Annotated in this window: 26 protein-coding genes and 1 pseudogene; 20 read left to right on the top strand and 7 right to left on the bottom strand. The window is 73.4% G+C overall.

Annotated elements, in window-relative coordinates; genetic code table 11:
- Positions 1-84: 84 nt before the first annotated feature.
- Positions 85-723, top strand: a complete 639-nt coding sequence (locus ACFQQI_RS23325; protein ID WP_378568994.1) for a hypothetical protein — start codon at positions 85-87, stop codon at positions 721-723.
- A 9-nt stretch (positions 724-732) separates the two neighbouring features.
- Here ACFQQI_RS23325 and ACFQQI_RS23320 read toward each other — a convergent pair whose 3' ends face one another.
- Positions 733-1,905 carry an acyl-CoA dehydrogenase family protein gene (locus ACFQQI_RS23320; protein ID WP_378568993.1) on the bottom strand — a complete coding sequence of 391 codons (1,173 nt, stop codon included), beginning with the start codon at positions 1,903-1,905 and terminating at the stop codon, positions 733-735.
- A gap of 33 nt (positions 1,906-1,938) precedes the next feature.
- The gene (gene mftR, locus ACFQQI_RS23315) at positions 1,939-2,544 is read right to left on the bottom strand and encodes a mycofactocin system transcriptional regulator (protein ID WP_378568992.1); all 606 of its coding nucleotides are present in this window, start codon (positions 2,542-2,544) and stop codon (positions 1,939-1,941) included.
- Between the two features lie 49 nt (positions 2,545-2,593).
- Here mftR and mftA point away from each other — a divergent pair, with 49 nt between their 5' ends.
- From mftA to ACFQQI_RS23260, 11 genes are all read left to right on the top strand, one after another.
- The gene (gene mftA / locus ACFQQI_RS23310; RefSeq protein WP_378568991.1) at positions 2,594-2,695 is read left to right on the top strand and encodes a mycofactocin precursor MftA; all 102 of its coding nucleotides are present in this window, start codon (positions 2,594-2,596) and stop codon (positions 2,693-2,695) included.
- Between the two features lie 10 nt (positions 2,696-2,705).
- Positions 2,706-2,975 carry a mycofactocin biosynthesis chaperone MftB gene (gene mftB / locus ACFQQI_RS23305; protein WP_378568990.1) on the top strand — a complete coding sequence of 90 codons (270 nt, stop codon included), beginning with the start codon at positions 2,706-2,708 and terminating at the stop codon, positions 2,973-2,975.
- Positions 2,972-4,144 (top strand): mycofactocin radical SAM maturase, encoded by a 1,173-nt coding sequence (gene mftC / locus ACFQQI_RS23300; RefSeq protein WP_378568989.1) that lies wholly within the window; start codon positions 2,972-2,974, stop codon positions 4,142-4,144. Before mftB ends, mftC begins: the two co-directional genes overlap by 4 nt.
- The gene (gene mftD, locus ACFQQI_RS23295; RefSeq protein ID WP_378568988.1) at positions 4,141-5,343 is read left to right on the top strand and encodes a pre-mycofactocin synthase MftD; all 1,203 of its coding nucleotides are present in this window, start codon (positions 4,141-4,143) and stop codon (positions 5,341-5,343) included. The genes mftC and mftD overlap by 4 nt, the downstream gene beginning before the upstream one ends.
- Entirely contained in the window at positions 5,340-5,984 is a 645-nt protein-coding gene (mftE, locus tag ACFQQI_RS23290; protein WP_378568987.1) for a mycofactocin biosynthesis peptidyl-dipeptidase MftE, read from the top strand. The genes mftD and mftE overlap by 4 nt, the downstream gene beginning before the upstream one ends.
- Positions 5,981-6,706 carry a mycofactocin-coupled SDR family oxidoreductase gene (locus ACFQQI_RS23285; protein ID WP_378568986.1) on the top strand — a complete coding sequence of 242 codons (726 nt, stop codon included), beginning with the start codon at positions 5,981-5,983 and terminating at the stop codon, positions 6,704-6,706. Before mftE ends, ACFQQI_RS23285 begins: the two co-directional genes overlap by 4 nt.
- Positions 6,703-8,121, top strand: coding sequence for a mycofactocin biosynthesis glycosyltransferase MftF (gene mftF, locus ACFQQI_RS23280; protein WP_378568985.1), 1,419 nt, complete (start codon positions 6,703-6,705; stop codon positions 8,119-8,121). Before ACFQQI_RS23285 ends, mftF begins: the two co-directional genes overlap by 4 nt.
- Positions 8,122-8,134: 13 nt before the next feature.
- The gene (gene npdG, locus ACFQQI_RS23275) at positions 8,135-8,812 is read left to right on the top strand and encodes an NADPH-dependent F420 reductase (RefSeq protein ID WP_378568984.1); all 678 of its coding nucleotides are present in this window, start codon (positions 8,135-8,137) and stop codon (positions 8,810-8,812) included.
- Positions 8,813-8,823: 11 nt separating this feature from the next.
- Positions 8,824-9,588, top strand: a complete 765-nt coding sequence (locus tag ACFQQI_RS23270; RefSeq protein WP_378568983.1) for a crotonase/enoyl-CoA hydratase family protein — start codon at positions 8,824-8,826, stop codon at positions 9,586-9,588.
- A 212-nt stretch (positions 9,589-9,800) separates the two neighbouring features.
- Positions 9,801-10,463, top strand: coding sequence for a PQ-loop domain-containing transporter (locus ACFQQI_RS23265; protein WP_378568982.1), 663 nt, complete (start codon positions 9,801-9,803; stop codon positions 10,461-10,463).
- A gap of 40 nt (positions 10,464-10,503) precedes the next feature.
- Positions 10,504-10,980, top strand: a complete 477-nt coding sequence (locus ACFQQI_RS23260; RefSeq protein ID WP_378568981.1) for a PGPGW domain-containing protein — start codon at positions 10,504-10,506, stop codon at positions 10,978-10,980.
- 73 nt (positions 10,981-11,053) lie between these two features.
- On the opposite strand, the gene ACFQQI_RS23255 is transcribed toward ACFQQI_RS23260, so the two are convergent.
- From ACFQQI_RS23255 to ACFQQI_RS23240, 4 genes are all read right to left on the bottom strand, one after another.
- Positions 11,054-11,713, bottom strand: coding sequence for a hypothetical protein (locus ACFQQI_RS23255; protein ID WP_378568980.1), 660 nt, complete (start codon positions 11,711-11,713; stop codon positions 11,054-11,056).
- Between the two features lie 110 nt (positions 11,714-11,823).
- Entirely contained in the window at positions 11,824-13,110 is a 1,287-nt protein-coding gene (locus tag ACFQQI_RS23250) for a S1C family serine protease (RefSeq protein ID WP_378568979.1), read from the bottom strand.
- A 62-nt stretch (positions 13,111-13,172) separates the two neighbouring features.
- A complete protein-coding gene (locus ACFQQI_RS23245; protein WP_378568978.1) occupies positions 13,173-14,345 on the bottom strand; it encodes a 4-hydroxybenzoate 3-monooxygenase in 1,173 nt (390 codons plus the stop codon).
- Positions 14,346-14,407: 62 nt separating this feature from the next.
- The gene (locus ACFQQI_RS23240) at positions 14,408-15,148 is read right to left on the bottom strand and encodes an IclR family transcriptional regulator (RefSeq protein ID WP_378568977.1); all 741 of its coding nucleotides are present in this window, start codon (positions 15,146-15,148) and stop codon (positions 14,408-14,410) included.
- Between the two features lie 68 nt (positions 15,149-15,216).
- Between ACFQQI_RS23240 and pcaH the strand changes: the two genes are divergently transcribed.
- The 5 genes and pseudogenes from pcaH to pcaC all read left to right on the top strand — a co-directional run bounded on the left by pcaH (position 15,217) and on the right by pcaC (position 18,767).
- The gene (pcaH, locus tag ACFQQI_RS23235; RefSeq protein WP_378568976.1) at positions 15,217-15,969 is read left to right on the top strand and encodes a protocatechuate 3,4-dioxygenase subunit beta; all 753 of its coding nucleotides are present in this window, start codon (positions 15,217-15,219) and stop codon (positions 15,967-15,969) included.
- A complete protein-coding gene (gene pcaG, locus ACFQQI_RS23230; RefSeq protein ID WP_378568975.1) occupies positions 15,966-16,496 on the top strand; it encodes a protocatechuate 3,4-dioxygenase subunit alpha in 531 nt (176 codons plus the stop codon). The genes pcaH and pcaG overlap by 4 nt, the downstream gene beginning before the upstream one ends.
- Positions 16,497-16,500: 4 nt before the next feature.
- Positions 16,501-17,571 carry a lyase family protein gene (locus ACFQQI_RS23225; RefSeq protein ID WP_378568974.1) on the top strand — a complete coding sequence of 357 codons (1,071 nt, stop codon included), beginning with the start codon at positions 16,501-16,503 and terminating at the stop codon, positions 17,569-17,571.
- Positions 17,568-17,954, top strand: a pseudogene (locus tag ACFQQI_RS23220) (alpha/beta fold hydrolase); the annotation flags it as partial. The gene ACFQQI_RS23225 and the pseudogene ACFQQI_RS23220, both read left to right, overlap by 4 nt.
- Before the next feature lie 459 nt (positions 17,955-18,413).
- On the top strand, positions 18,414-18,767 hold the full coding sequence (gene pcaC, locus ACFQQI_RS23215) for a 4-carboxymuconolactone decarboxylase (RefSeq protein ID WP_378569058.1): 354 nt from the start codon (positions 18,414-18,416) through the stop codon (positions 18,765-18,767).
- A gap of 78 nt (positions 18,768-18,845) precedes the next feature.
- On the opposite strand, the gene ACFQQI_RS23210 is transcribed toward pcaC, so the two are convergent.
- Positions 18,846-19,736, bottom strand: coding sequence for a LysR family transcriptional regulator (locus tag ACFQQI_RS23210; RefSeq protein ID WP_378568973.1), 891 nt, complete (start codon positions 19,734-19,736; stop codon positions 18,846-18,848).
- Between the two features lie 70 nt (positions 19,737-19,806).
- Between ACFQQI_RS23210 and ACFQQI_RS23205 the strand changes: the two genes are divergently transcribed.
- The 3 genes from ACFQQI_RS23205 to ACFQQI_RS23195 are packed head-to-tail and all read left to right on the top strand — an operon-like array spanning position 19,807 to position 22,273.
- A complete protein-coding gene (locus tag ACFQQI_RS23205) occupies positions 19,807-20,985 on the top strand; it encodes a thiolase family protein (RefSeq protein ID WP_378568972.1) in 1,179 nt (392 codons plus the stop codon).
- Positions 20,982-21,641, top strand: a complete 660-nt coding sequence (locus ACFQQI_RS23200) for a 3-oxoacid CoA-transferase subunit A (RefSeq protein ID WP_378568971.1) — start codon at positions 20,982-20,984, stop codon at positions 21,639-21,641. Before ACFQQI_RS23205 ends, ACFQQI_RS23200 begins: the two co-directional genes overlap by 4 nt.
- Before the next feature lie 17 nt (positions 21,642-21,658).
- A complete protein-coding gene (locus ACFQQI_RS23195; RefSeq protein WP_378568970.1) occupies positions 21,659-22,273 on the top strand; it encodes a 3-oxoacid CoA-transferase subunit B in 615 nt (204 codons plus the stop codon).
- Positions 22,274-22,281 lie beyond the last annotated feature (8 nt).

The raw sequence follows: 22,281 nt of genomic DNA, 5'->3' as shown, positions 1-22,281 counted from the left end.
TCGGACAACCCCGTCCGTTTCCGGGCGTCCCGATCGGGCACCTACCTGCTGGGAGGGGGCCATCCCCGATACAGGAGACACCCCATGAGGAAGTCAGCATCTCGCCCATTCGCCCTCGCCGCCGCCGCGGTCCTGGCCACCGGCGCGCTCGGTGCAGCGGGCGCCGCGCCCGCGACCGCAGGGGGCGACCACGACGGTGACGGGTACGACGTGACGATCCCGCTCACGGAGCGCGTCAGCGACGAGCTGCTCGACGGCGCGAACGACGTCGACGGCATCGGCGGCGCCGACGCCTGGACGGACGACGACCGGGTCGTGCTGAGCTTCCCGGTCCGCGGCGCGGGCGACGACGACGACCACGACGGCGACCGCCGCGGGCGGCAGGCCCACGGCGACGGCGGCGACGAGACCTGGGCGCTCTCCGGCGGAGTCGCGTTCACCGGCGCCGGCCCGGACGTGCGGTGGACGAACCTGCGCGTCGACAAGGACCGTGGCGTGGTCACCGCCGTGCTCTCGGGCGGCCCGCGCGCGGCGATCCTGAAGCTCGATCTCGGTGACCACCACGACGGCGACCGGCGTGACCGCCGTGGTGGCGGGGACCACGGCGACGGCGACGCCTGGCTGCGGCTGACCGCCGACGGCGCCGCGTCGCTCAACAACGCCGCGGCCGGCTCGCCCTTCGAGGCCGGCGACGCGTTCGCCGGCGGCGAGGACTGCGACTGATCGTCGGGATCAGCCGGAGACGCGGGCCAGCCGGCCCGCGTCTCCGCGGTCCAGGCTCCGGCCGATGACCAGGCGCTGGATCTGGTTGGTGCCCTCGAAGATCTGCATGACCTTGGCCTCGCGCATGTTCCGCTCGACCGGGAAGTCGCGCGTGTAGCCGTAGCCGCCGAACACCTGCACCGCGTCGGTCGTCACCTTCATCGCGTTGTCGGTGGCGACCAGCTTCGCGACCGACGCCTCGCGGCCGTACGCCAGGCCCTGGTCCTTGAGCCGGGCGGCGTGCAGCATCGTCGCCCGCGCGCTCTGGACCGCGGCCTCCATGTCGGCGAGCACGAAGGCCAGCCCCTGGTGGTCGATGATGCGGGTGCCGAACGTCTCCCGGCTCTTCGCGTAGGCGACCGCCTGGTCGAGCGCCCCCTGGGCGAGCCCGGTCGCGACGGCCGCGATGCCGAGGCGGCCGGCGTCGAGGCCGGCGAGTGCGATCCGCAGGCCCTCGCCCTCCGCGCCGAGCCGCCGCTCGGCCGGGACGCGTACGCCGTCGAAGCGCATCGTCGCGGTCGTCGACCCGGTCAGCCCCATCTTCTGCTCGGGCGGGTCGGCGACCAAGCCCTCCGAGTCCGCCGGCACCAGGAAGCACGAGATGTCGTTGCGTCCGTCGCCGGTGCGGGCCATCACCTTGTAGAAGTCGGCCTGCCCGCCGTGGGTCGTCCACGCCTTGGCGCCCGTGATGACGTAGCCGTCGCCGTCCGGCCGGGCCCGGGTCGTCATCGCGGCCGGGTCGGAGCCGGCCTGTGGCTCCGAGAGGCAGTACGCGCCGAGCAGCTCGCCGCCGAGCATGTCGGGCAGCCACCGCTGCCGCTGCTCCTCGGTGCCGGCGGTCGCGAGCCCGAAGCAGCTCAGCGCGTGCACCGAGACGCCGACGCCCACGCTCGCCCACACGGCGCCGATCTCCTCCAGCACCTGGAGGTAGACCTCGTACGGCAGCCCGCCCCCGCCGTACTCCTCCGGGTAGGGCAGCCCGAGCAGGCCGGCGCGCCCGAGCAGGCGGAACACCTCGCGGGGGAACTCCTCCTCGCGCTCGGCCCGCGCGACCAGCGGCGCGAGCTCGTTGGTGGCGAGATCGCGCACCAGGGCGATCAGGTCGACGGCCTCGTCGGAGGGGAGCAAGCGGGAAGCGGGCATCCTCCGACGATAGTTGGACGTCCGACTACTTCCTCAGTCGAGGTAGCTGCGCAGGTCGGCGAGGGACCGCTCGAGCCGGGCGTGGAGGGTGGGTCCGGGATCGCGCAGCCAGAGCGCGTACGCCGAGAGGGCGAGCGCCAGGCAGACCTGGCTGACGGTCTCGGGCAGGGCGTCGGTGGGCTCGAGGCCGAACCGCTCGGCGACGTACTCCGCGATCACGGCGCGCCACTCGGCGTACCGGAGCACCGAGTGGGCCTGCAGGGTGGGCGTCTCGAGGATCAGCCGCATCCGCTCCCGGTGCGGTGGGTCGGCGGCGTCGTCGAACTCGTTGAAGGCCAGCACGCCCTGCTGCACTACCTCGGCCACGGACTGGTCCTGCGGCAGGTCGCGGAGGATCTGGCGGAAGCGCTCCAGGGTGCGGTCGAACTGCCCCCACGGGATGTCGTTCTTCGAGCGGTAGTAGTGGAAGAGCGTGCGGCGGCTGACGCCGACCGCGCCGGCGATGTCGTCGAGCGTGGTGCCGTCGAAGCCGCGGTCCGCGAACAGCCGGAACGCGGCCTGCTCGATGTCGGCGTGCGAGGTCGCCTCCGGGCGGCCGGCGCGCGGCCCGGGAGCGGGAGGCTGTTCCATTTCTGCCATGAGTGCACTTATTGTGGCGGCCATCACTCGTTTCCGGAAGGAGTCACCGATGAACCCCGAGCAGGAGATCGAGCAGGACGTCACCGCCCCCCTGACGACCGAGGACCTCGTCGAGGAGGTCTCGATCGACGGCATGTGCGGCGTCTACTGACATGCAGGCCATGCCGATGCTGGGCGAGCCCTGGGCGCTGTCGCCCTCGGTGGCCCTCAGGCCGGAGCCCTTCGGGGCGCTGGCCTACCACTTCGGCAACCGGAAGCTGATCTTCCTCAAGCGCCCGGAGCTCGTCGCCGTCGTCCGCGGCCTGGCCGCCGCGGACGACGTCCGCTCGGCCCTCGTGGCAGCCGGGATCCCGGAGGCCAGCTGGCCGTCGTACGTCGCTGCGCTGGAGGGCCTCGCGGCCTCGGACATGGTGCGAAAGGTGGCCGCATGAAGCTCGTCGAGCACTTCGAGCACGGGCTCGATGCCCCCATCTGCCTGACGTGGGAGCTCACCTACGCGTGCAACCTCGAGTGCGCCCACTGCCTGTCGTCGTCGGGCCGTCGCGACCCGCGGGAGCTGACCACCGAGCAGTGCGAGGCGGTGATCGACGAGCTCCAGCGGATGCAGGTGTTCTACGTGAACATCGGCGGCGGCGAGCCGACGATCCGCCCCGACTTCTGGCACCTCCTGGAGTACGCCGTGGCGCACCAGGTCGGCGTGAAGTTCTCGACCAACGGCGTGCGGATCACCCCCGAGCGCGCGGCGTTCCTCGCCTCCACCGACTACGTGGACGTGCAGATCTCGCTGGATGGCGCGACCGCGGAGGTCAACGACTACGTGCGTGGGCCGGGCTCCTTCGACACCGCGCTCCTCGCCCTCCAGAACCTCAAGGACGCGGGCTTCCGGGACGCGAAGATCAGCGTCGTCTGCACGCGGCAGAACATCGGCCAGCTCGACGAGTTCAAGGCGATCGCCGACGAGTACGGCGCGACGCTGCGGCTCACCCGGCTGCGCCCGTCCGGCCGCGGTGCCGACGTGTGGGACGAGCTGCACCCGCTGCCGGAGCAGCAGCGCGAGCTCTACGACTGGCTGATGGCGCACGGCGACGGCGTACTCACCGGGGACTCGTTCTTCCACCTCGCCGCCTTCGGTGAGGCGCTGCCCGGGCTCAACCTCTGCGGCGCCGGTCGAGTGGTGTGCCTGATCGACCCGGTGGGCGACGTCTACGCCTGCCCGTTCGCGATCCACGACCAGTTCCACGCCGGCAACCTGCTCACCGACGGCGGGTTCAAGGAGGTCTGGCAGACCTCGCCGCTCTTCCAGGAGCTCCGCTCCCCGCAGACCGGCGGGGCCTGCACCAAGTGCGCGCACTACGACGCCTGCCGCGGCGGCTGCATGGCGGCGAAGTTCTTCACCGGCCTGCCGCTCGACGGCCCCGACCCCGAGTGCGTGCAGGGACACAGCGAGCTCGCCCTCGCCGGCGCCCGCACGATCCCGGCGGCGAGCCAGGACCACTCGAAGTCGGCGCCGACGCGCAACCAGCCGGTGATGCTCAAGCTGATGACGCGGCCGCCCGTCAGCGACTGCGCGGAGAGCCCGTTGGCGGGGTTCGTGCCATGAGCCGATTCGAGAACCCCTGGAAGCAGAACCCCTGGTTCGAGTCCGTCGCCGTCGCGCAGCAACGGGCCCGGAAGCGGCTGCCGGCGCCGGTGTACGGCGCGCTCGTCGCCGGCTCCGAGCGCGGGCAGACGATCGCCGACAACCAGGCGGCGTTCGGCGAGATCGGGCTGCTGCCGCACGTGGCCGGGCACCACGCCGACCGCTCGATGACGCGCACCGTGCTCGGCCACGAGGTGTCGCTGCCGGTGCTGATCAGCCCGACCGGTGTCCAGGCGGTGCACCCCGACGGCGAGGTCGCCGTGGCCCGCGCGGCCAACGCGCGCGGCACCCTGATGGGGCTGTCGAACTTCGCGTCCAAGCCGGTCGAGGAGGTCGTGGAGGCGTGCCCGCGCACGCTCTTCCAGATGTACTGGACCGGCGACCGCGACGTGATGGTGCAGCGCATGGAGCGCGCCCACAAGGCCGGCGCGGTCGGCCTGATCGCCACGCTGGACTGGTCGTTCTCGATGGGCCGCGACTGGGGATCGCCCGAGATCCCGGAGAAGGTCGACCTCAAGACGATGGTGCGGATGGCGCCGAAGGTCGCCACGAAGCCGCGCTGGCTCTACCAGTTCGGCCGCACCGGCCAGGTGCCCGACCTGACCGCGCCCAACCTCGCGCCGCCGGACGGCGGCCCTGCGCCGACGTTCTTCGGCGCCTACTACGAGTGGATGACCACGCCGCCGCCCTCGTGGGACGACGTCGCCTGGATGCGCCGGCAGTGGCACGACATCAGCGGCACGCCGTTCGTGCTCAAGGGCGTCTCCCGCGTCGACGACGCGCGACGCGCGGTCGACGCGGGCGTCGCGGCGATCTCGGTGTCCAACCACGGCGGCAACAACCTCGACGGCACGCCCGCCGCGGTCCGGCTGCTGCACCCGATCGCGTCCGCGGTCGGCGACCAGGTCGAGGTGCTGATGGACGGTGGCGTACGCCGCGGCTCCGACGTGGTCAAGGCGCTCGCGCTCGGCGCCCGGGCGGTGCTGATCGGGCGGGCCTACCTGTGGGGTCTCGCGGCGAACGGCCAGGCGGGTGTGGAGAACGTGCTCGACGTGCTGCGCGGCGGCATCGACTCCGCGCTGCTCGGCCTCGGGCTGTCGTCGATCGACGAGCTGACCCCCGAGACGCTGCTGGTGCCCGAGGGCTTCCACCGCTCATGAGGCTCGGCGGCGCCACCTCCTTCGAGACGACCGGCGCCGGGCTGGTGCTGGTGCCGCTCGGCTCGATCGAGCAGCACGGGCCGCACCTGCCGCTCGACACCGACACGGTGATCGCGGTCGCCGTGGCGGAGGCGGTCGCCGCGGAGGCTCCGTCATCGTGGGGCGGCACCTGGGTGGCGCCGCCGATCAGCTACGGCTCGAGCGGCGAGCACCAGTCCTTCCCCGGCACGTCCTCGGTGGGCACTGATGCGCTCACGCACCAGCTGGTCGAGCTGGTGCGCTCGCTGCGCACCTGGGCCGATCGCGTCGTGTTCGTCAACGCCCACGGTGGCAACGTCGCCGCGCTCAACGCGTCCGACGAGATCGCCTGGGTCCCCTGCGCCACCGAGGAGGTGGACCTCCACGCGGGCTTCACCGAGACCTCGCTGATGCTGCACCTGCGGCCCGGGTCGGTGCGGCTCGACCGCGCCGAGGCCGGGAACACCCAGCCGTTGAGCGAGATCGTCCCCGCGATGATGGCCGGCGGCATCGCCGCGGTGTCGGCCAACGGAGTGCTCGGCGACCCGGCCGGTGCCTCGGCGGCGGAGGGCGAGCGGGTGCTGAAGGCGATGGTCGCCGACGTGGTGGGACGACTGGCATGACGCGCGTCGCGCTGGTCACCGGCGCCGCCGGCGGGATCGGGTCCGCGACCGTGGCGCGGCTGGTCGCGCAGGGGTACGCCGTCGTCGGGTACGACGTCCGTGACGCGCCCGCGCCGACGGGCGGGGTGCACGTGGTCGGGGACGTCTGCGACCGGGCCGAGCTGCAGGCAGCCGTCGACCTCGCGCTCGAGCGCTGGGGACGGCTCGACGCCGTGGTCGCCGCGGCCGCGGTGATCCGGGGCGGGCGGCCGCTGTGGGAGACACCGGACGACGAGCTGCAGGAGCTGTGGGACGTCGACGTCCGGGGCGTCTGGAACGCCGCCGCCGTGGCGGTGCCCGCGATGCTGGCCGGACCGGACCCGAGCGGCTGCCGGTTCGTGGCGGTCGCGTCGGCGGCCGCGACGTACGGCCTCTTCAACCTCGCGGGCTACAACGCCGCCAAGCACGCGGTCGTCGGGCTGGTGCGCGGCCTGGCCGCCGACCTCGTCGCGACCGGCGTCACCGCGGTGGCGGTCTCGCCGGGGTCGACCAACACCGCGATGCTCGAGGGCACGGCGGACCTCTACGGCATCTCCGACCCGGTGATGTTCGCCAGCAACCAGCTGCTGCGGCGGGTGCTCGACCCCGACGAGGTCGCGGCGACGATCGCCTTCTGCTGCTCGCCCGAGGCCGCGGTGCTCAACGGCGGCGTGGTCAACGCCGACGGCGGGTTCCGGCCATGACCGTGTCCAGGGGAGCCCTGCCGACCGGGTTCCGGGTGCGCGTCGGCGACGGCGTGCGGGTCCACGACGGCGGTCGCACGCTGGTCGGCGGCTCGCCGCTGCGGGTGCTGCGGCTCCGCGAGCCCGCGCCGGCGCTCGCCCGCGGCGACGTGCTCGAGGTCGCCGACCGCACGACCACCGTCGTCGCCGAGCGGCTGCTGGCGGCCAACCTGGCCAGCCCTGTGCTGGACCCGGCCCCGGCCGCCGACCTCACCGTCGTCGTGCCGATCCGCGACCGCGCCGACCGCCTCGACCGGCTGCTCGCCTCGCTCTGTCAGGAGGGGGCCGACCTCCCCGTCGTCGTGGTCGACGACGCCTCCCGCGACCCGGTGGCCGTCGCGGCGGTGGCCGGTCGGCACGGTGCCCGGCTGGTCGCCCTGACCACCAACATCGGCCCCGCGGGCGCCCGCAACGCGGGGCTCGCGGAGGTGCGCACGTCGTACGTCGCGTTCGTCGACTCCGACGTCGTCGTGGACGCCGCGACGCTGCGCGGGCTGGCCGGCCACTTCGCCGACCCGCAGGTGGCGGCGGTCGGCCCGCGGGTGCGCGGCGTCGCGCTGAACGACCGGGCGCGACGCTTCGAGCGCTGGGACGTCGACGGCCTCTCGCTCGACCTCGGCACCGAGCCCGCCCTGGTGCGGCCGTGGTCGAAGGTCGGCTGGCTGCCGAGCGCGTGCCTCCTGGTGCGGACGAGCGACCTGGAGGCAGGCTCCTTCGAGGCCGATCGCCGTGTCGGCGAGGACGTCGACCTCGTCTGGCGCCTGATCCAGCGCGGCCGGCACGTCCGCTACGACCCGGCGTACGCCGCAAGCCACGACAGCCGCGGCACCTGGCGCACCTGGCTGGGCCGCAAGGCGTTCTACGGCACCGGCGGTGCGTGGCTGGCCCAGCGGCACGGCGACTGGATGGCACCCGCGGTGCTGTCCCCGGTGCCCGCTCTCGGCGCAATCGCGTTGTTGTGGCAGCGGAAGTGGTCCCTCGCGTGCGGTTCCAGCGCAATTGCGCTGGTGCGGTGGCGCCTCGGCCGCACCCTCCCCGACACCCCCGATCGCACCCGGCTGGCGACGGCGCTGACCGCCGAGGTGACGGTCTCGACCCTGCGGCAGTCCTCTCAGCTGCTGCTGCGGCACTGGTGGCCCGGCGCCGCGGCCGCCGCACTGGTGTCGCGACGGGCGCGCCGGGCCGTCGTCGCGGCGATGGTGTGGGACCTCCTCGACCACCGCGACGTACCGCCGGCGCGGGCGCCGGAGGCGTTCGTCGCGCGGCGGCTGGACGACGCGGCGTACGGCGCCGGACTGTGGTGGGGCGGCCTCCGAGCCCGGTCGATCCGGGTCCTGGTGCCCAAGGTCACAGGGCTGCGCAGGGGTCGGGGCTGACAGAGTGACCGCCATGACGAATCTCCCCGAGTCCCTTGCCGGCAAGACGATCGCGGTGCTGGGTGGCACCGGTCCCCAGGGTCGTGGCCTGGCTCGTCGCTTCGCGGAGGCCGGGCTGCCGGTCGTGATCGGCAGCCGCAGCGCCGAGCGTGCCGCCGACGCCGCGACGGCGCTGACCGAGGCGGTCGGGGGCGACATCACCGGTGCCGACAACGCGGGCGCGGCCGCGGCCGGCGACATCGTCGTGGTGGCGGTGCCGTGGGACGGCCACGGCGAGCTGCTGAAGGAGCTCGCCCCGGCGCTCGCCGGCAAGGTGGTCGTCGACTGCGTGAACCCGCTCGGCTTCGACAAGCAGGGCGCCTACGCGCTGCCGGTCGAGGAGGGCTCGGCGGCCCAGCAGGCGCAGGGCATCCTCGCCGAGTCGACGGTCGTCGGCGCCTTCCACAACGTCAGCGCCGTCAAGCTCGAGGACCCCGAGGTCGCCTCGGTCGACACCGACGTCCTCGTCCTCGGCGACGTCCGCGAGGCGACCGACCTGGTCCAGGACCTCGCGTCGACGATCCCCGGCGTCCGCGGCGTGTACGGCGGTCGCCTCCGCAACGCCCACCAGGTCGAGGCGCTGACCGCCAACCTGATCAGCGTCAACCGGCGCTACAAGGCCCACGCAGGGATCCGGGTCACCGACATCTGAGGAGTGGCAGCATGACTGACGAGGTGCTGGTCGAGCGGCGCGACGGCGTCCAGGTCATCACGATCAACCGACCGGAGGCGAAGAACGCCGTCAACGGCGGAGTCGCCGCGGGCGTCGCCGCCGCGCTCGACGAGCTGGACGGCGACAGCGAGCTGCGGGCCGGGGTGCTGACCGGAGCCGGGGGCACCTTCAGTGCCGGCATGGACCTCAAGGCCTTCCTGCGTGGCGAGAGCCCGTCGGTCGAGGGCCGCGGGTTCGGTGGCCTGACCGAGGCGCCGCCGCGCAAGCCGCTGATCGCGGCGGTGGAGGGCTGGGCCGTGGCCGGCGGGTTCGAGCTGCTGCTGGCGTGCGACCTCGTCGTCGCGGCCGAGACCGCCCGCCTCGGCGTACCCGAGGTGAAGCGGGCGCTCGTCGCCGGTGCGGGTGCCGCGATGCTGCTGCCACAGCGGATCCCGCAGGCCATCGCGCTCGAGATGCTGCTCACCGGCGACCCGATCACGGCGCAGCGCGCCGCCGACCTCGGCCTCGTCAACCGGGTGACGCCCGAGGGCGGCGCGCTCGACGGCGCGCTCGAGCTGGCCGCCGCGATCGCCGCCAACGGCCCGCTCGCCGTCGCGGTCACCAAGCAGGTCGCCCGGGCCGCCCGGGACTGGTCGACCGAGGAGTCCTGGGCGAAGCAGATGGAGCTCGTGCTGCCGGTGTTCGCATCGCAGGACGCCCAGGAGGGCGCGACGGCGTTCGCGGAGAAGCGATCGCCCCGCTATCGCGGCGCGTGACGGGACGATTTCCGGCCATTTCGGACTAGGGCGGCAAGATCTGTGGGTGACGTCACCCTGATCGGGCCGTCCTGTGGTCAGGAACGGTCCGTATTGCCCGATAGGATCCGGCGTACCGGGTGAACGCACCCCGGTTCCCCAGTCGGTTCGACGGCGGTCGTCGCGTGCTCTGCACGCGGCGGCCGTCGTCTGTGTACACACGAAAGACGCCCGTGAACATCTCGCTCGCGACCCTGGTCGGCCTCGCCGGCACGCTCCTCGCGTTCGCCTACACCGTCCCCCAGATGCGCAAGCTCGCGCGATCGGGCACGGCCGCCGGCGTCAGCATCGCCGCGCTGGCGAACTCGACGGTCAGCGGCATCGCCTGGACGGTGTACGGCGTGGTCGAGCACGAGATCTGGGTGATCCTGCCGGCGGTCCTCGCGCTCCCCGGCACCGCGGGCGCCGCCGTCCTCGCCTGGCGCCGCGGCGGCAGCCGGGACCGGATGTGGCTGCCGGTCGTGTGGGCCACGACGATCGCGGCGCTCACCGCGCTGGTCCCGGTGCTCGGCTCCGGGCCGATCATCATCGCGCTCGGCTGCTCCATCACGCTCATGGTCGGCCCGGCCGCGCTCACCGCGTGGCGCTCGCCCGACGTCTCCGCGATCGCCGCCTCCGCCTGGGCGATGCTCATCGTCGACGCGGCCCTCGCGGGCGGCTACGGTCTGCTCGCCGACATCGACGCGAACCTCATCTACGCCCTGGTCGCGACCAGCGGCGCGGCCCTGATCCTCGCCCGGCTCGCCGTACCCCCGCACGTGCACGCCCGACTCGTGCGCCTGCCTCCCGGCATCGACCCCGACGTCGCTCGCGACGACCTGAGCCTGGTCGCCTGATCCGTCGGCGTCGCTTGCGGACGTCTGGCAGGCTTCCGGCATGGCATTCCCCGGTGGCGCCGCGGCGAAGCGGATCGTGCTGGAGACCGTGGGCTGGCTCCTCGTCGTCGCCGGCATCGCGGCGCTGGTGCTGCCCGGCCCCGGGCTGCTGATGCTCTTCGCGGGTCTCGTGATCCTCTCGCAGCAGTACGAGTGGGCCGAGCGCCGACTCGAGCCCGTCGAGCGCGCCGCCAAGCGCGCGGCGGCCGAGGGCGTCGAGACCTGGCTGCGCATCGCGCTGTCCGCGGTCGGAGGCCTGACGATCGTCGCCTTCGGCGTGCTCTGGCTGGTGGACCCGGACGTCCCCGGCTGGTGGCCGCTGCGGGACGAGTGGTGGCTGCCGGGCGCCCCGGCCGCCGGCATCAGCCTCGTGCTCTCCGGCTTCATCGCGCTCGGGCTGCTGGCCTACAGCTACTGGAAGTACCGGGTCCAGGGCGTCACGCCGCCGGAGTCCCGGCACGCCGACGCGTCGGACTGACCGAGGCCGAAATGCCGGACGGGGCGCGCCGTCGCGATGACAGCACGCCCCGTCCGGAGCTCGGCTCGTGGACCTACGGGATCGGGAGCGGCGACGACGAGACCGGGCACAGGCCCGGGATCGGCGCCAGGGTGCAGACCTGGCCGAGGAGGCCCGTCGGGTCGGTCGGCGCCGGCAGGGTGCCCCCGGCGGTGGCGTCGCACAGCGCCTGGAGCTGGCCGGTCGGGTCCTGGTCGCACAGCGGCTGGAGCGGCGAGGTGCCGGACGGCGTGGCCGTCGCGTCGCAGAGCGGCTGGAGCGAGCCGGTCGGGTCCGCGTCGCAGAGCGGCTGCAGCGGGCTGGTCGCCGTGCTGCCACCGCCACCGGTCGTGCCGCCCGAGCCGCCGTTGATCGCGCGGCACCGCTTGTAGGCCTTCTTGGCCTTCTTCAGCTTCTTGTGGGACTTGGCGTTCGCCTTCTTCGCCTTCTTGAGCTTCTTGTTCGCCATCTGCTTCTGGGCGCGACCGTCGGCGCGCTTGGCCGCCTTCTTGGCCTTCTTCACGTTCTTCGCGGTCTTGGCGGCCTTCTGCTTGGTCTTGGCGACCTTCGCCTTCTCGGCCGCGCACGGCCCCTGCGCCGCCGCGGCCGCGCGCTCGCTCCCACCGGTGCTCGCCGTGGCGGCCGTGGTGCCAACAAGTGACAGCGCACAGACGACCGTCAGCGCCAGCAGCGCCTTCCACACGTGCTTGATCATGGACTCTCCCTAGGGCTGCAGGCCGCGGACTCTGGGCCCGCGACTCGTACCCCCAGCAACGACGCCGGAGCCAGAAGGTTGTGATCAGGCTCATGTGGTCTAGATCACATTCAGTTGACCGGAGAGGAGCCCAGCTCTGCCGTCGCCTCGTGGCTGGCGCCGGCCGTGTCGGTCCAGCGCAGCGTGATCTCGTCGCCGGGCTCGTACGCCGCGAGCGCGGTCCGCAGCACGTCGTACGACGTGATCGCGGTGTCGCCGATGCCGGTGATGAGCGCGCCTGCCTCGATGCCGGCGTCGGCTGCGGCGCCCCCGGCCTCGACCTGCCCGACCTGCACGCCGGCGGAGGAGTCGGTGATCGTGATGCCGAGGTAGGCCGACGGCCCGACCTGGACCTCGTCGGACTCGTTCCCGTCCTCGATCTGCTCCGCGACCTCGAGGGCGTCGTCGATCGGGACGGCGTAGCTCTCGGCCGCACCGTTCGACGCGGCCGTCGTCACGCCGACGACCTCGCCCTCGTCGTCGAGGAGGGCGCCGCCGGAGAAGCCGCCCACGACGTACGCGTCGGTCTGGATGAGGCCGGTGAGGTGCTCGCCCTCGACCATGCCCTGGTCCTGGGTGTCGATGGACTGGTCGAGCGCGACGACGCTGCCGGGCGAGGCGGAGAGGAAGCCCTGGCCCTGGGCGTTGCCGACCGCGGTGACGTCGTCGGAGACCGCCGGGTCGTCGTCGTCGACCGACACCGTCGCGAGGCCGGACGCGTCGTCGAGCTGGAGCAGCGCGATGTCGGCCTCCTGGTCGTGGCCGAGGACCGTCGCCTCGTAGGTGTCGCCGGTGGAGGCGATCGTGACCGTGACCTCGGTCGAGCCCTCGACGACGTGGTAGTTGGTGAGCACCAGGCCGGAGGAGTCGAGCACCAGGCCGGTGCCGGCGGCCTCGCCGGAGGTCGTCGTGGTGTCGATGAGCACGACCCCCTCCGACTGGTCGGCCGTGGCGTCGGACCAGTTGCCGGACTGGTCGCTGGTGCTGCCGGGCCACTCGTCGGGCATGCCGCCGGGCAGGTCGTCAGGAAGCTCGTCGGGAACGTCGGGCGCGGTACCGCCTTCGACGTCCGGGCGCTGCGGGACGGTGATCGACGGGGTGTCCGCGGCGGCCGGCGTGGACTCGCGGTCGGCGAACGCCCAGGTCACCGGGACGGCGACGGACGCGGCGACCACGCCGCCGGCGACCGCGCCGGCGAGCGTCGACCGCCACGTCCACCGGCTCCGGGTCGGCGGCTCGGGCTCCATGCTCGGGAGCGACTCGGTCGGGGGCCCGGACGGCGGCGGCGTCGTGGGGGTCGTGAAGTAGGGGTTGTACGGCGGCGGCGGGGTCGAGGCGCCCGAGTCGGAAGAGGTCATGGTCCCAGTCGACCGGGCGAACCTGCGGGTTTCCCCGTGGTTCGGCTGTGGAAATCCTGTGATCAGAGCCCGATCGGCAGGCCCGCGTAGTTCTCGGCCAGCCCGGTGGCAGCGGCTTCGCTCGACGTCACCCAGCGGAGCTGCGAGAGCTGGAGCTGCCGGTCGAACGGGTCGCCGGTCGTGTGCAGCATCGTCGTCATCCACCACGAGAAGTGGGTGCAGCGCCAGACCCGGCGCAGCGCGGTGTCGGAGTAGGCGTCCGCGAGACCGGGCTCGCCGCGGAGCAGTGCACCCAGCGCCGGGGCGAGGAGCGCGACGTCGGCGACCGCGAGGTTGAGCCCCTTCGCTCCGGTCGGCGGCACGATGTGGGCGGCGTCGCCGGCGAGGAAGAGACGGCCGTGGCGCAGGGGCTGCGTGACGTGCGACCGCATCGGGAGCACGCTCTTGTCGGTGATCGGTCCGGTCGCCAGCTCCCATCCGTCCTGGCCGTGCCCGAGCCGCGCCGCGAGGCCGTCCCAGATCCGGTCGTCCGACCACTCCTCCACCGGGGTGTCGTTGGGCACCTGGAGGTAGAACCGCGAGACGGTCGCAGACCGCATCGAGTGCAGCGCGAACCCGTCCGGGTGCCACGCGTAGATGAGCTCGTCGGTCGAGGGCGCGACGTCCGCGAGGATGCCGAGCCACGAGTAGTCGTACGTCCGATCCCACGTCCGTCGTACGTCGTCGGGCACGGCCGCCCGAGACGGCCCGAACGACCCGTCGCAGCCCACGACCACGTCGGCCGCGAGCCGCTGGTGGGTGCCGTCCCGGTCGGTGAAGGTGACCGACGGCCGGGTCGTCTCGAGATCGTGCAGCGCGGTGTCGTCGATCTCGTAGGCGACGTGCTGCCCGCGGGCGTGGGCGGCCGCCACGAGGTCCTTCTGCACCTCGGTCTGGCCGTAGACGTAGACCTGGCGGCCGGTCAGGTCGACGAAGTCGAGGTGGTGGCGCTCACCGGGCCACTGCAGGTGGATGCCGCGGTGCGGGTCGGCCTCCCGGTCGAGCCGGTCGCCGAGCCCGGCCGAGCGCAGCAGGTCGACGGTGGACTGCTCGAGGATGCCCGCGCGGATCCGGCTCGCGACGTACTCCTCCGACCGGGTCTCCAGCACCACGGACTCGACGCCGTCGGCGGCGAGCAGGTGGGAGAGGAGCAGCCCGGAGGGGCCGGCGCCGATGATGGCGACCTGGGTGCGCATGAGTCGCAGTCTTGCCGGTCCGCGGCGGGGGGGCCGCGTCGCCTTCCGCTGGCCGGAAGGCGTCAGGCGAGGGAGCGCCCGATGCCGCGGGCCGCCACCTGCAGCGCGCCGGCGAGCCGGGCCCGGTCCTTGAGCGACGGCACGACGATGCCGAGGGCGGCGACGACGTCGGGGCCGCGCCGGATCGGGACCGCGATCGAGCAGGCGCCGAGGCTCATCTCCTCCGAGGTCGTCGCGTGGTCCTCGCGCAGGATGCGCGCGAGCTGGCGGCCCAGCAGGCCCGGCTGGGTGATCGTGTACGCCGTGAGCCGCGGCAGGTCGGCGAGCACGGCGCGCTGGACCTCGGGCGGCGCGTGCGCGAGCAGCACCTTGCCGACCCCGGTCGCGTGCAGCGGGAGCCGCGACCCGACGCTGCTCACCACCGGCACCGAGGCGTGGCCGGCGAGCCGGTCGAGGTAGAGCACCTCGGTGCCGTCGCGCACCGCGAGGTGCACGGTCGCGAGGGTGGCGCCGTAGAGGTCGTGGAGGTACGGCGAGGCCAGCGCGCGCAGGTCGGACTGCACCGGGGCGAGCAAGCCGAGGTCCCAGATCCGCCGGCCGACGACGTAGCAGCCGTCGACGCGGGCGAGCGCTCCCCAGGCGACCAGCTCGCCGACCAATCGGTGCGCGGTGGGGGCGGGCAGGCCGGCGCGCTCCGCGAGCTGGGTCAGCGTGAGCCGGCGGTGCCGGTCGTCGAACGCGCCGAGCAGGGCCAGCGCCCGGGAGGTGACGGTGGCGCCGGGTGCTGAGGAGTTGCCGGCCATGGCGGCAGTCTTCCACTCAACGGAATCCGGGTGTCGCCAGCGGGTGGGACGGCACCTACGGTCGCGGCGTGACCGAGACCAGCCAGGCCGACATCACCGGCGAGATCGGGGCGATCGCGAAGCAGTACGAGTCCTCGGGTCGAGTCGAGACCGAGGTGCGGCTCGTCTACCCGCCGTACCGCTCGAGCCTGCTGCGCCACCCGACCAAGGCGCCGCACCAGGCGGACCCCGAGGGCATCGAGCTCTGGGCACCGGTCTTCGGGCAGCAGGACATCGATCCGTTCGAGGCCGACCTCACCATCCAGCACCGCGGCGAGCCGATCGGTGAGCGGATGACGGTCGCCGGCCGGGTCACCGATGGCGACGGGCGCCCGGTGCGGCACCAGCTCGTCGAGATCTGGCAGGCGAACGCCGGGGGTCGCTACATCCACCAGCGCGACCAGCACCCGGCCGCGCTCGACCCGAACTTCACCGGCATGGGTCGTTGCCTCACCGACGCGGACGGCTGCTACCGGTTCACGACGATCAAGCCGGGGCCCTACCCGTGGCGCAACCACCACAACGCCTGGCGGCCGGCGCACATCCACTTCTCGCTGTTCGGCACGGAGTTCACACAGCGGCTGGTCACCCAGATGTACTTCCCGGGCGACCCGCTCTTCGCGCTCGACCCGATCTACCAGGCGATCGTCGACCCGGCGGCGCGCGACCGGCTCGTCGCGACGTACGACCACGACCTCACCCAGCACGAGTGGAGCCTCGGCTACCGCTGGGACATCGTCCTGACCGGCAGCCGCCGCACCGCGTTCGAGGAGGACCAGTGACGAGCCTCGTGCCCACGCCCGGCCAGACCGTCGGCCCGTTCTTCCACTACGCCCTGCCGTACGCCGGCGGTGCGGAGCTGGTGCCGCCCACGCGCCCGGACGCGATCCGGCTGCACGGCCGGGTGCTCGACGGCGCCGGCGAGCCGGTGCCCGACGCGCTGATCGAGCTCTGGCAGACCGGACCCGACGGGGCCGTGCCGCAGGTGCCGGGCTCGCTGCACCGCGACGGCTTCACGTTCACGGGCTTCGGTCGCACGCCGACCGACCGCACCGGTCGCTACCGATTCTCGACGCTGCGTCCAAGCGGCGCCGCGCCGCACTTCCTGCTCACGGTGTTCGCGCGGGGGCTGCTGCACCGGCTGTTCACCCGCGCCTACCTGCCCGGCGCCGGCGACGACCTGCTCAGGGGCGTGCCGGCGGAGCGGCGCCAGACGCTGATCGCCGAGCCCGACGACCGCGGCTTCGTCTTCGACATCCGGCTCCAGGGCGAGAACGAGACGGTCTTCCTGTCGTACGCGCAAGACTGACCCCATGGCGGACCTGTTCTGGCCCGGCGACGAGCGCGCCGGGTCCCACTTCACCGCGGAGGACTTCGTCGGCGCGATGCTCGCCGTCGAGGAGGCCTGGCTCGGCAGGGACCTGGGGGTGCTCGTCGACGCGGAAGACCTCGCGGACGCGGCGGGCCGGGGCGGCAACCCGGTCATCCCGTTGGTCGCGCTGCTCCGGGAGCACGCCCCCGACGTGCACCGGGGTCTCACCAGCCAGGACGTCGTCGACTCCGCCCTGATGCGGATGGCGGCGTCGGCGGTCGAGACGCTGCGGCGCGACCTGCGCTCGGTCGTACGCCGCCTCGCCGCCCTCGCCGTGGAGCACCGCGAGACGCCGATGGTGGCCCGGACGCTGACCCAGCACGCCGTGCCGACCACGTTCGGCTTCCGGGTCGCGGCCTGGCTGACGGCGGTGCTCGACGCGTGCGACGACCTCGACCGGCTCACCTTCCCCGAGCAGCTCGGCGGCGCCGCCGGCACCCGCGCGGCGATGGTCGAGCTCGGCCGGCCGCTGCCCGATGCGGTGGCGCGCTGGCACACCACCCGCGCCCCGGTCACCCGCATCGGCGACGCGCTCGCCGGGTGCACCGACGCCTGCGCCCGGATCGCGAACGACGTCGTCACGATGTCGCGCCCGGAGATCGGCGAGCTGTCGGAGGGCGCCGCTGGCGGTTCCTCGACCATGCCGAACAAGGCCAACCCGACGCTGTCGGTGCTGGTGCGGCGGGCCGCGCTGACGACGCCGCAGCTCGCGGCGACGCTGCACCTCGCCGCCGCCCAGCAGGTCGACGACCGCGCCGACGGCGGCTGGCACGCCGAGTGGGCGACGCTGCGCGACCTGGTGCGCCGCACGCTGGTCGCGGCCTCGCAGACCGCGGACCTGCTCGACGGCCTGCAGGTGCACGCCGACCGGATGGCTGCGACGCTGGCCGAGGCGGGCGACGCCGTGCTCGCCGAGCAGCGCAGCATGACCGACCACCCGGCGGCGACGTACCTCGGCGACGCGACGGCGTACGTCGACGAGGTCGTCGCCCGCGCGAAGGAGCGCTCGTGACCCCAGGCATCACCGTCGTCCGGCTGACCGGGGCGCGTGACCGCGCTGCCCTGCCCCTGCTGGTGCTCGGCCCGTCGCTCGGCACGTCGGCGACCACGCTGTGGTCGGCGTGCGCAGGTGAGCTGACCGACGAGTTCGACGTCGTCGCCTGGGACCTGCCGGGGCACGGCCACAACCGGTCGGTCCCCGAGGAGCCGTTCACGATCGCCGAGCTCGCCGCCGGCGTGCTCGCCGTGGTCGACGAGGTGCTCACCCAGCGTGGCCAGCCGCGCGGCCCGTTCTTCTACGCCGGCGACTCGGTGGGCGGCGCGGTCGGCCTGCAGCTGATGCTCGACGCGCCCGACCGGATCGTCGCCGCCGCGCTGCTGTGCACCGGCGCGCAGATCGGCACCCGGGAGATGTGGACCGAGCGGATCGCCAGCGTCCGGGCGTCGGGGACGCCGGTCATGGTGACCCCGTCGGCCGAGCGCTGGTTCGGCCCCGGCTTCCTCGACCGCGAGCCCGAGCGGGGCGGCGCACTCCTGCGCGCGCTCTCCGACGCCGTCGACGAGGGCTACGTCCAGGTGTGCGGTGCGCTCGCGGACTTCGACGTCCGTGACCAGCTGGGCCGGATCACCTCGCCGGTGCTCGCGGTGGCCGGCTCCGAGGACGTCGCGACCCCGCCCGACAAGCTGCGCGAGATCGCCGTGGGCGTCGGCGACGGGACGTACGTCGAGCTGCCCGACGTCGCCCACCTGGCCCCGGCCGAGCAGCCGGCGGAGGTGGCGCGGCTGCTGAGGACGCACTTCCTGGGGGAGCGGAGCCCGGTCGAACCCGCGGTCGACCCCGCGGTCCCCGACGGGATGCGGGTGCGGCGCGAGGTGCTCGGCGACGCACACGTCGACCGCGCCGTCGCCGGCACCACCGACTTCACCCGCGACTTCCAGGAGCTGATCACGGCGTACGCCTGGGGCGAGATCTGGACCCGTCCCGGTCTCGACCGCCGCTCCCGCTCGATGATCACGCTCACCGCCCTCATCGCGCGCGGCCACCACGAGGAGCTCGCCATGCACGTGCGCGCCGCGCTGCGCAACGGGCTCACGGTCGACGAGATCAAGGAGGTCATCCTCCAGTCCGCGATCTACTGCGGCGTCCCCGACGCCAACACCGCCTTCCGGGTCGCGTCGGAGGTGCTGCGGGAGGAGGGCCTGCTCTAGCGCCATCATCAGCTGTAACGGGGTGTTGTGGCATCTACCGGCCCGGTATGACGGGGCAGCAGATGCCACAACACCCCGTTACATGCGAGACGTCAGCCCGGCCACGACCTCCGCGACCCGGCGGACCGCGGGCGAGTCGTCGTCGGTCCGGGTGGCGAGGGCGAGGTCGATCGTGGGCGCGTCGGTGAGCGCGACGTAGGAGACGCCGTCGAGGCCGAGCGAGCGCACCGGCTCGGGCACCAGCGCGACGCCGAGCCCCGCCGCGACGAACACGACCAGGGTCGCCGTCTCGCCGACCTCGATGACCGGGTCCGGGGAGAAGCCGGCGGCCTCGCAGGCGGCGCGCACGCGGTCGTGCATCGAGGAGCGGTGTCCGGAGGGGTGCATCACGAACGTCTCGCCGGCCAGCGCCGACAGCGAGATCCGGCGCCGGCGCGCGAGCGGGTGGCCCGTCGGCAGCACGGCGACGAGCCGCTCCGAGCGCAGCGAGCGGATGGCGAGATCCCCGTGGTTGAGCGGGTCTGGCCGCAGCAGCGCGATGTCGAAGGTACGGTCCCGGAGGCCGGTGAGCAGGTCGGGCGACAGCAGCTCCCCGCGCAGCTCGAGGTCGAGGTCGGGCAGGGACGCGCGGACCTCGCGGGCGACCCGCGGCAGCACGTCGTACGTCGCGGTGCCGATGAAGCCGATCGAGACCCGGCCGGCCGCGCCCGACGCGAGCAGGGCCATGTCGGACGACGCGCGGTCGACGTCCGCCAGCACCGTCCGGGCGTGGGTCGCGAACCGGTGGCCGGCCTCGGTGAGCTCGACCCGGCGCGTGGTGCGCGTGAACAGCGCGACGCCGAGCTCGCGCTCGAGCTGCTTGACCTGCTGGGAGAGCGCCGGCTGCGCGATGTGCAGGCGCCCGGCGGCCCGGCCGAAGTGGCGCTCCTCGGCGAGCACCTCGAACGATCGCAGGTGGCGCAGCTCCATGCCGTCAACTTATCAATCGAGCGGAATTCAGTATTGGAGGCGATGAAGGGCCACGGCCTACGGTGGGAGCATGACCGGAGCCTTCCTGTACGCCGCCGCGCGTACGCCGTTCGGTCGCTTCGGCGGCGCCCTGGCCGAGGTGCGGCCCGACGACCTGGCCGCGACGGCGGTCGGCGGGGTGCTCGCGAAGACGCCGGACCTCGACCACGAGCGCATCGGTGACGTCGTCTGGGGCTGCGCCAACCAGGCCGGCGAGGACAACCGCAACGTCGGCCGGATGGCCGTGCTGCTGGCGGGGCTGCCGGTCGGCGTGCCCGCGACGACCGTGAACCGGCTGTGCGGCTCGTCGCTCGACGCGGCGATCATCGGGTCGCGCACGATCGAGTCCGGCGACGCCGACGTCGTGCTCACCGGCGGCGTCGAGTCGATGACCCGGGCGCCGTGGGTGCTGCCGAAGCCGTCGCGGGCGTTTCCCGCCGGCAACGTCACCGCGGTCTCGACGACGCTCGGCTGGCGCCTGGTCAACGCGAACATGCCGGAGAAGTGGACGGTCTCGCTCGGCGAGGCCAACGAGGTGCTCGGCGAGAGGTTCTCGATCTCCCGCGAGCGGCAGGACGAGTTCGCCACCCGCTCCCACAACCTCGCGCACGCCGCCTGGGAGGCAGGCTTCTACGACGGCCTCGTCGTCCCCGTGGAAGGCGTCGACCTCGCGCGCGACGAGGGCATCCGGCCGGGTTCGTCCGCGGAGAAGCTCGCGGTGCTGAAGCCGTCGTTCCGCCCCGATGGCACCATCACCGCCGGGAACGCATCCCCGCTCAACGACGGGGCTTCCGCGGTCCTGCTCGGCTCCGAGAACGCCGCGATCGGCGTCGACCCGCTCGCCCGGATCGCCGGGCGCGGGGTGAGCGCCGTCGAGCCCCCGATGTTCGGCTACGCACCCGTCGAGGCCGCGGACCGCGCGCTCGCCCGGGCCGGCATCACGTGGAACGACGTGAGTGCGGTCGAGCTGAACGAGGCGTTCGCCGTCCAGTCCCTGGCCTGCGTGGACGCCTGGAAGATCGACCCCGAGATCGTGAACGGCAAGGGCGGCGCCATCGCGATCGGCCACCCGCTCGGTGCGTCCGGCGGACGCATCCTCGGCACCCTCGCCGCGCGGCTCCAGGAGTCCGGGGACCGGTACGGCGTGGCCGCGATCTGCATCGGCGTCGGGCAGGCGCTCGCCGTCGTGCTCGAGAACGTCTCCTCATGAGGCCGGTCATCTGCGCGACCGCCGCCGAGGCGGTCGCGGGCATCGAGGACGGGTCGACGGTCCTGGTCGGCGGCTTCGGGCTGGCCGGCATGCCCGTCGAGCTCATGGACGCGCTCATCGAGCAGGGCGCGACCGACCTCACCGTGGTCTCCAACAACGCCGGCAACGGCGACACCGGGCTGGCCGCCCTGCTGGCGGAGGGCCGGGTGCGCAAGATCATCTGCTCGTTCCCGCGGCAGTCGGACTCCTACGTGTTCGACGGGCTCTACCGCGAGGGCCGGATCGAGCTGGAGCTGGTGCCGCAGGGCAACCTCGCCGAGCGGATGCGCGCCGCCGGCGCCGGAATCGGGGCGTTCTACTGCCCCACGGGCGTCGGCACGCCGCTCGCCGAGGGCAAGGAGACCCGGGAGATCGACGGACGGACGTACGTGCTGGAGTACCCCATCCGCGGCGACGTCGCCCTCGTCGGCGCGCACCGCGCCGACCGGATGGGCAACGTCGTCTACCGCAAGACCGCCCGCAACTTCGGACCCGTGATGGCGACCGCCGCGACGACGACGATCGTGCAGGTCCGCGAGGTCGTCGAGATCGGCGAGCTCGACCCCGAGACCGTGGCGACGCCGGGGATCTACGTCGACAGGGTGGTGGCGGTGTGATTCTCACCAAGGGAGAGATGGCCGCCCGTGTCGCCCGGGACATCCCGCACGGCGCCTACGTCAACCTCGGCATCGGCCAGCCGACGCTGGTCGCCGACCACCTCGACGCCGGCTCCGGGGTCGTGCTGCACACCGAGAACGGCATGCTCAACATGGGCCGCGCCGCGGTCGGCGAGGAGATCGACCCGGACCTCGTCAACGCCGGCAAGATCCCGGTGATCGAGCCGCCGGGGGCGGCGTACTTCGACTCCGCCGACTCGTTCGCCATGATGCGCGGCAGCCACCTCGATGTGTGCGTGCTCGGCGCGTTCCAGGTCAGCGCCGGGGGCGACATCGCCAACTGGCACACGGGCGCCCCGGACGCGATCCCGGCCGTCGGCGGGGCGATGGACCTCGCGATCGGGGCCAAGCAGGTCTTCGTGATGATGACGCTCTTCGCCAAGGACGGCGCGGCCAAGCTGGTGCCCGAGTGCACCTACCCGCTGACCGGCGTCGGCTGCGTCTCCCGCGTCTACACCGACCTCGCGGTCTTCGACGTCGGCGGTGACGAGGTGGTCGTGGTCGAGACGTTCGGCACGACGTACGACGAGCTCGCCGACCGGCTGGAGGTCCCGCTCCGGCGCGGCCGATAGCCTGCGGG

The sequence above is a fragment of the Nocardioides sp. GCM10030259 genome, from assembly GCF_042666375.1.
Lineage (GTDB): Bacteria > Actinomycetota > Actinomycetes > Propionibacteriales > Nocardioidaceae > Nocardioides.
Note: the sequence above shows the minus strand (reverse complement) of the source record. Positions and strands in the feature narration are given on the sequence as shown.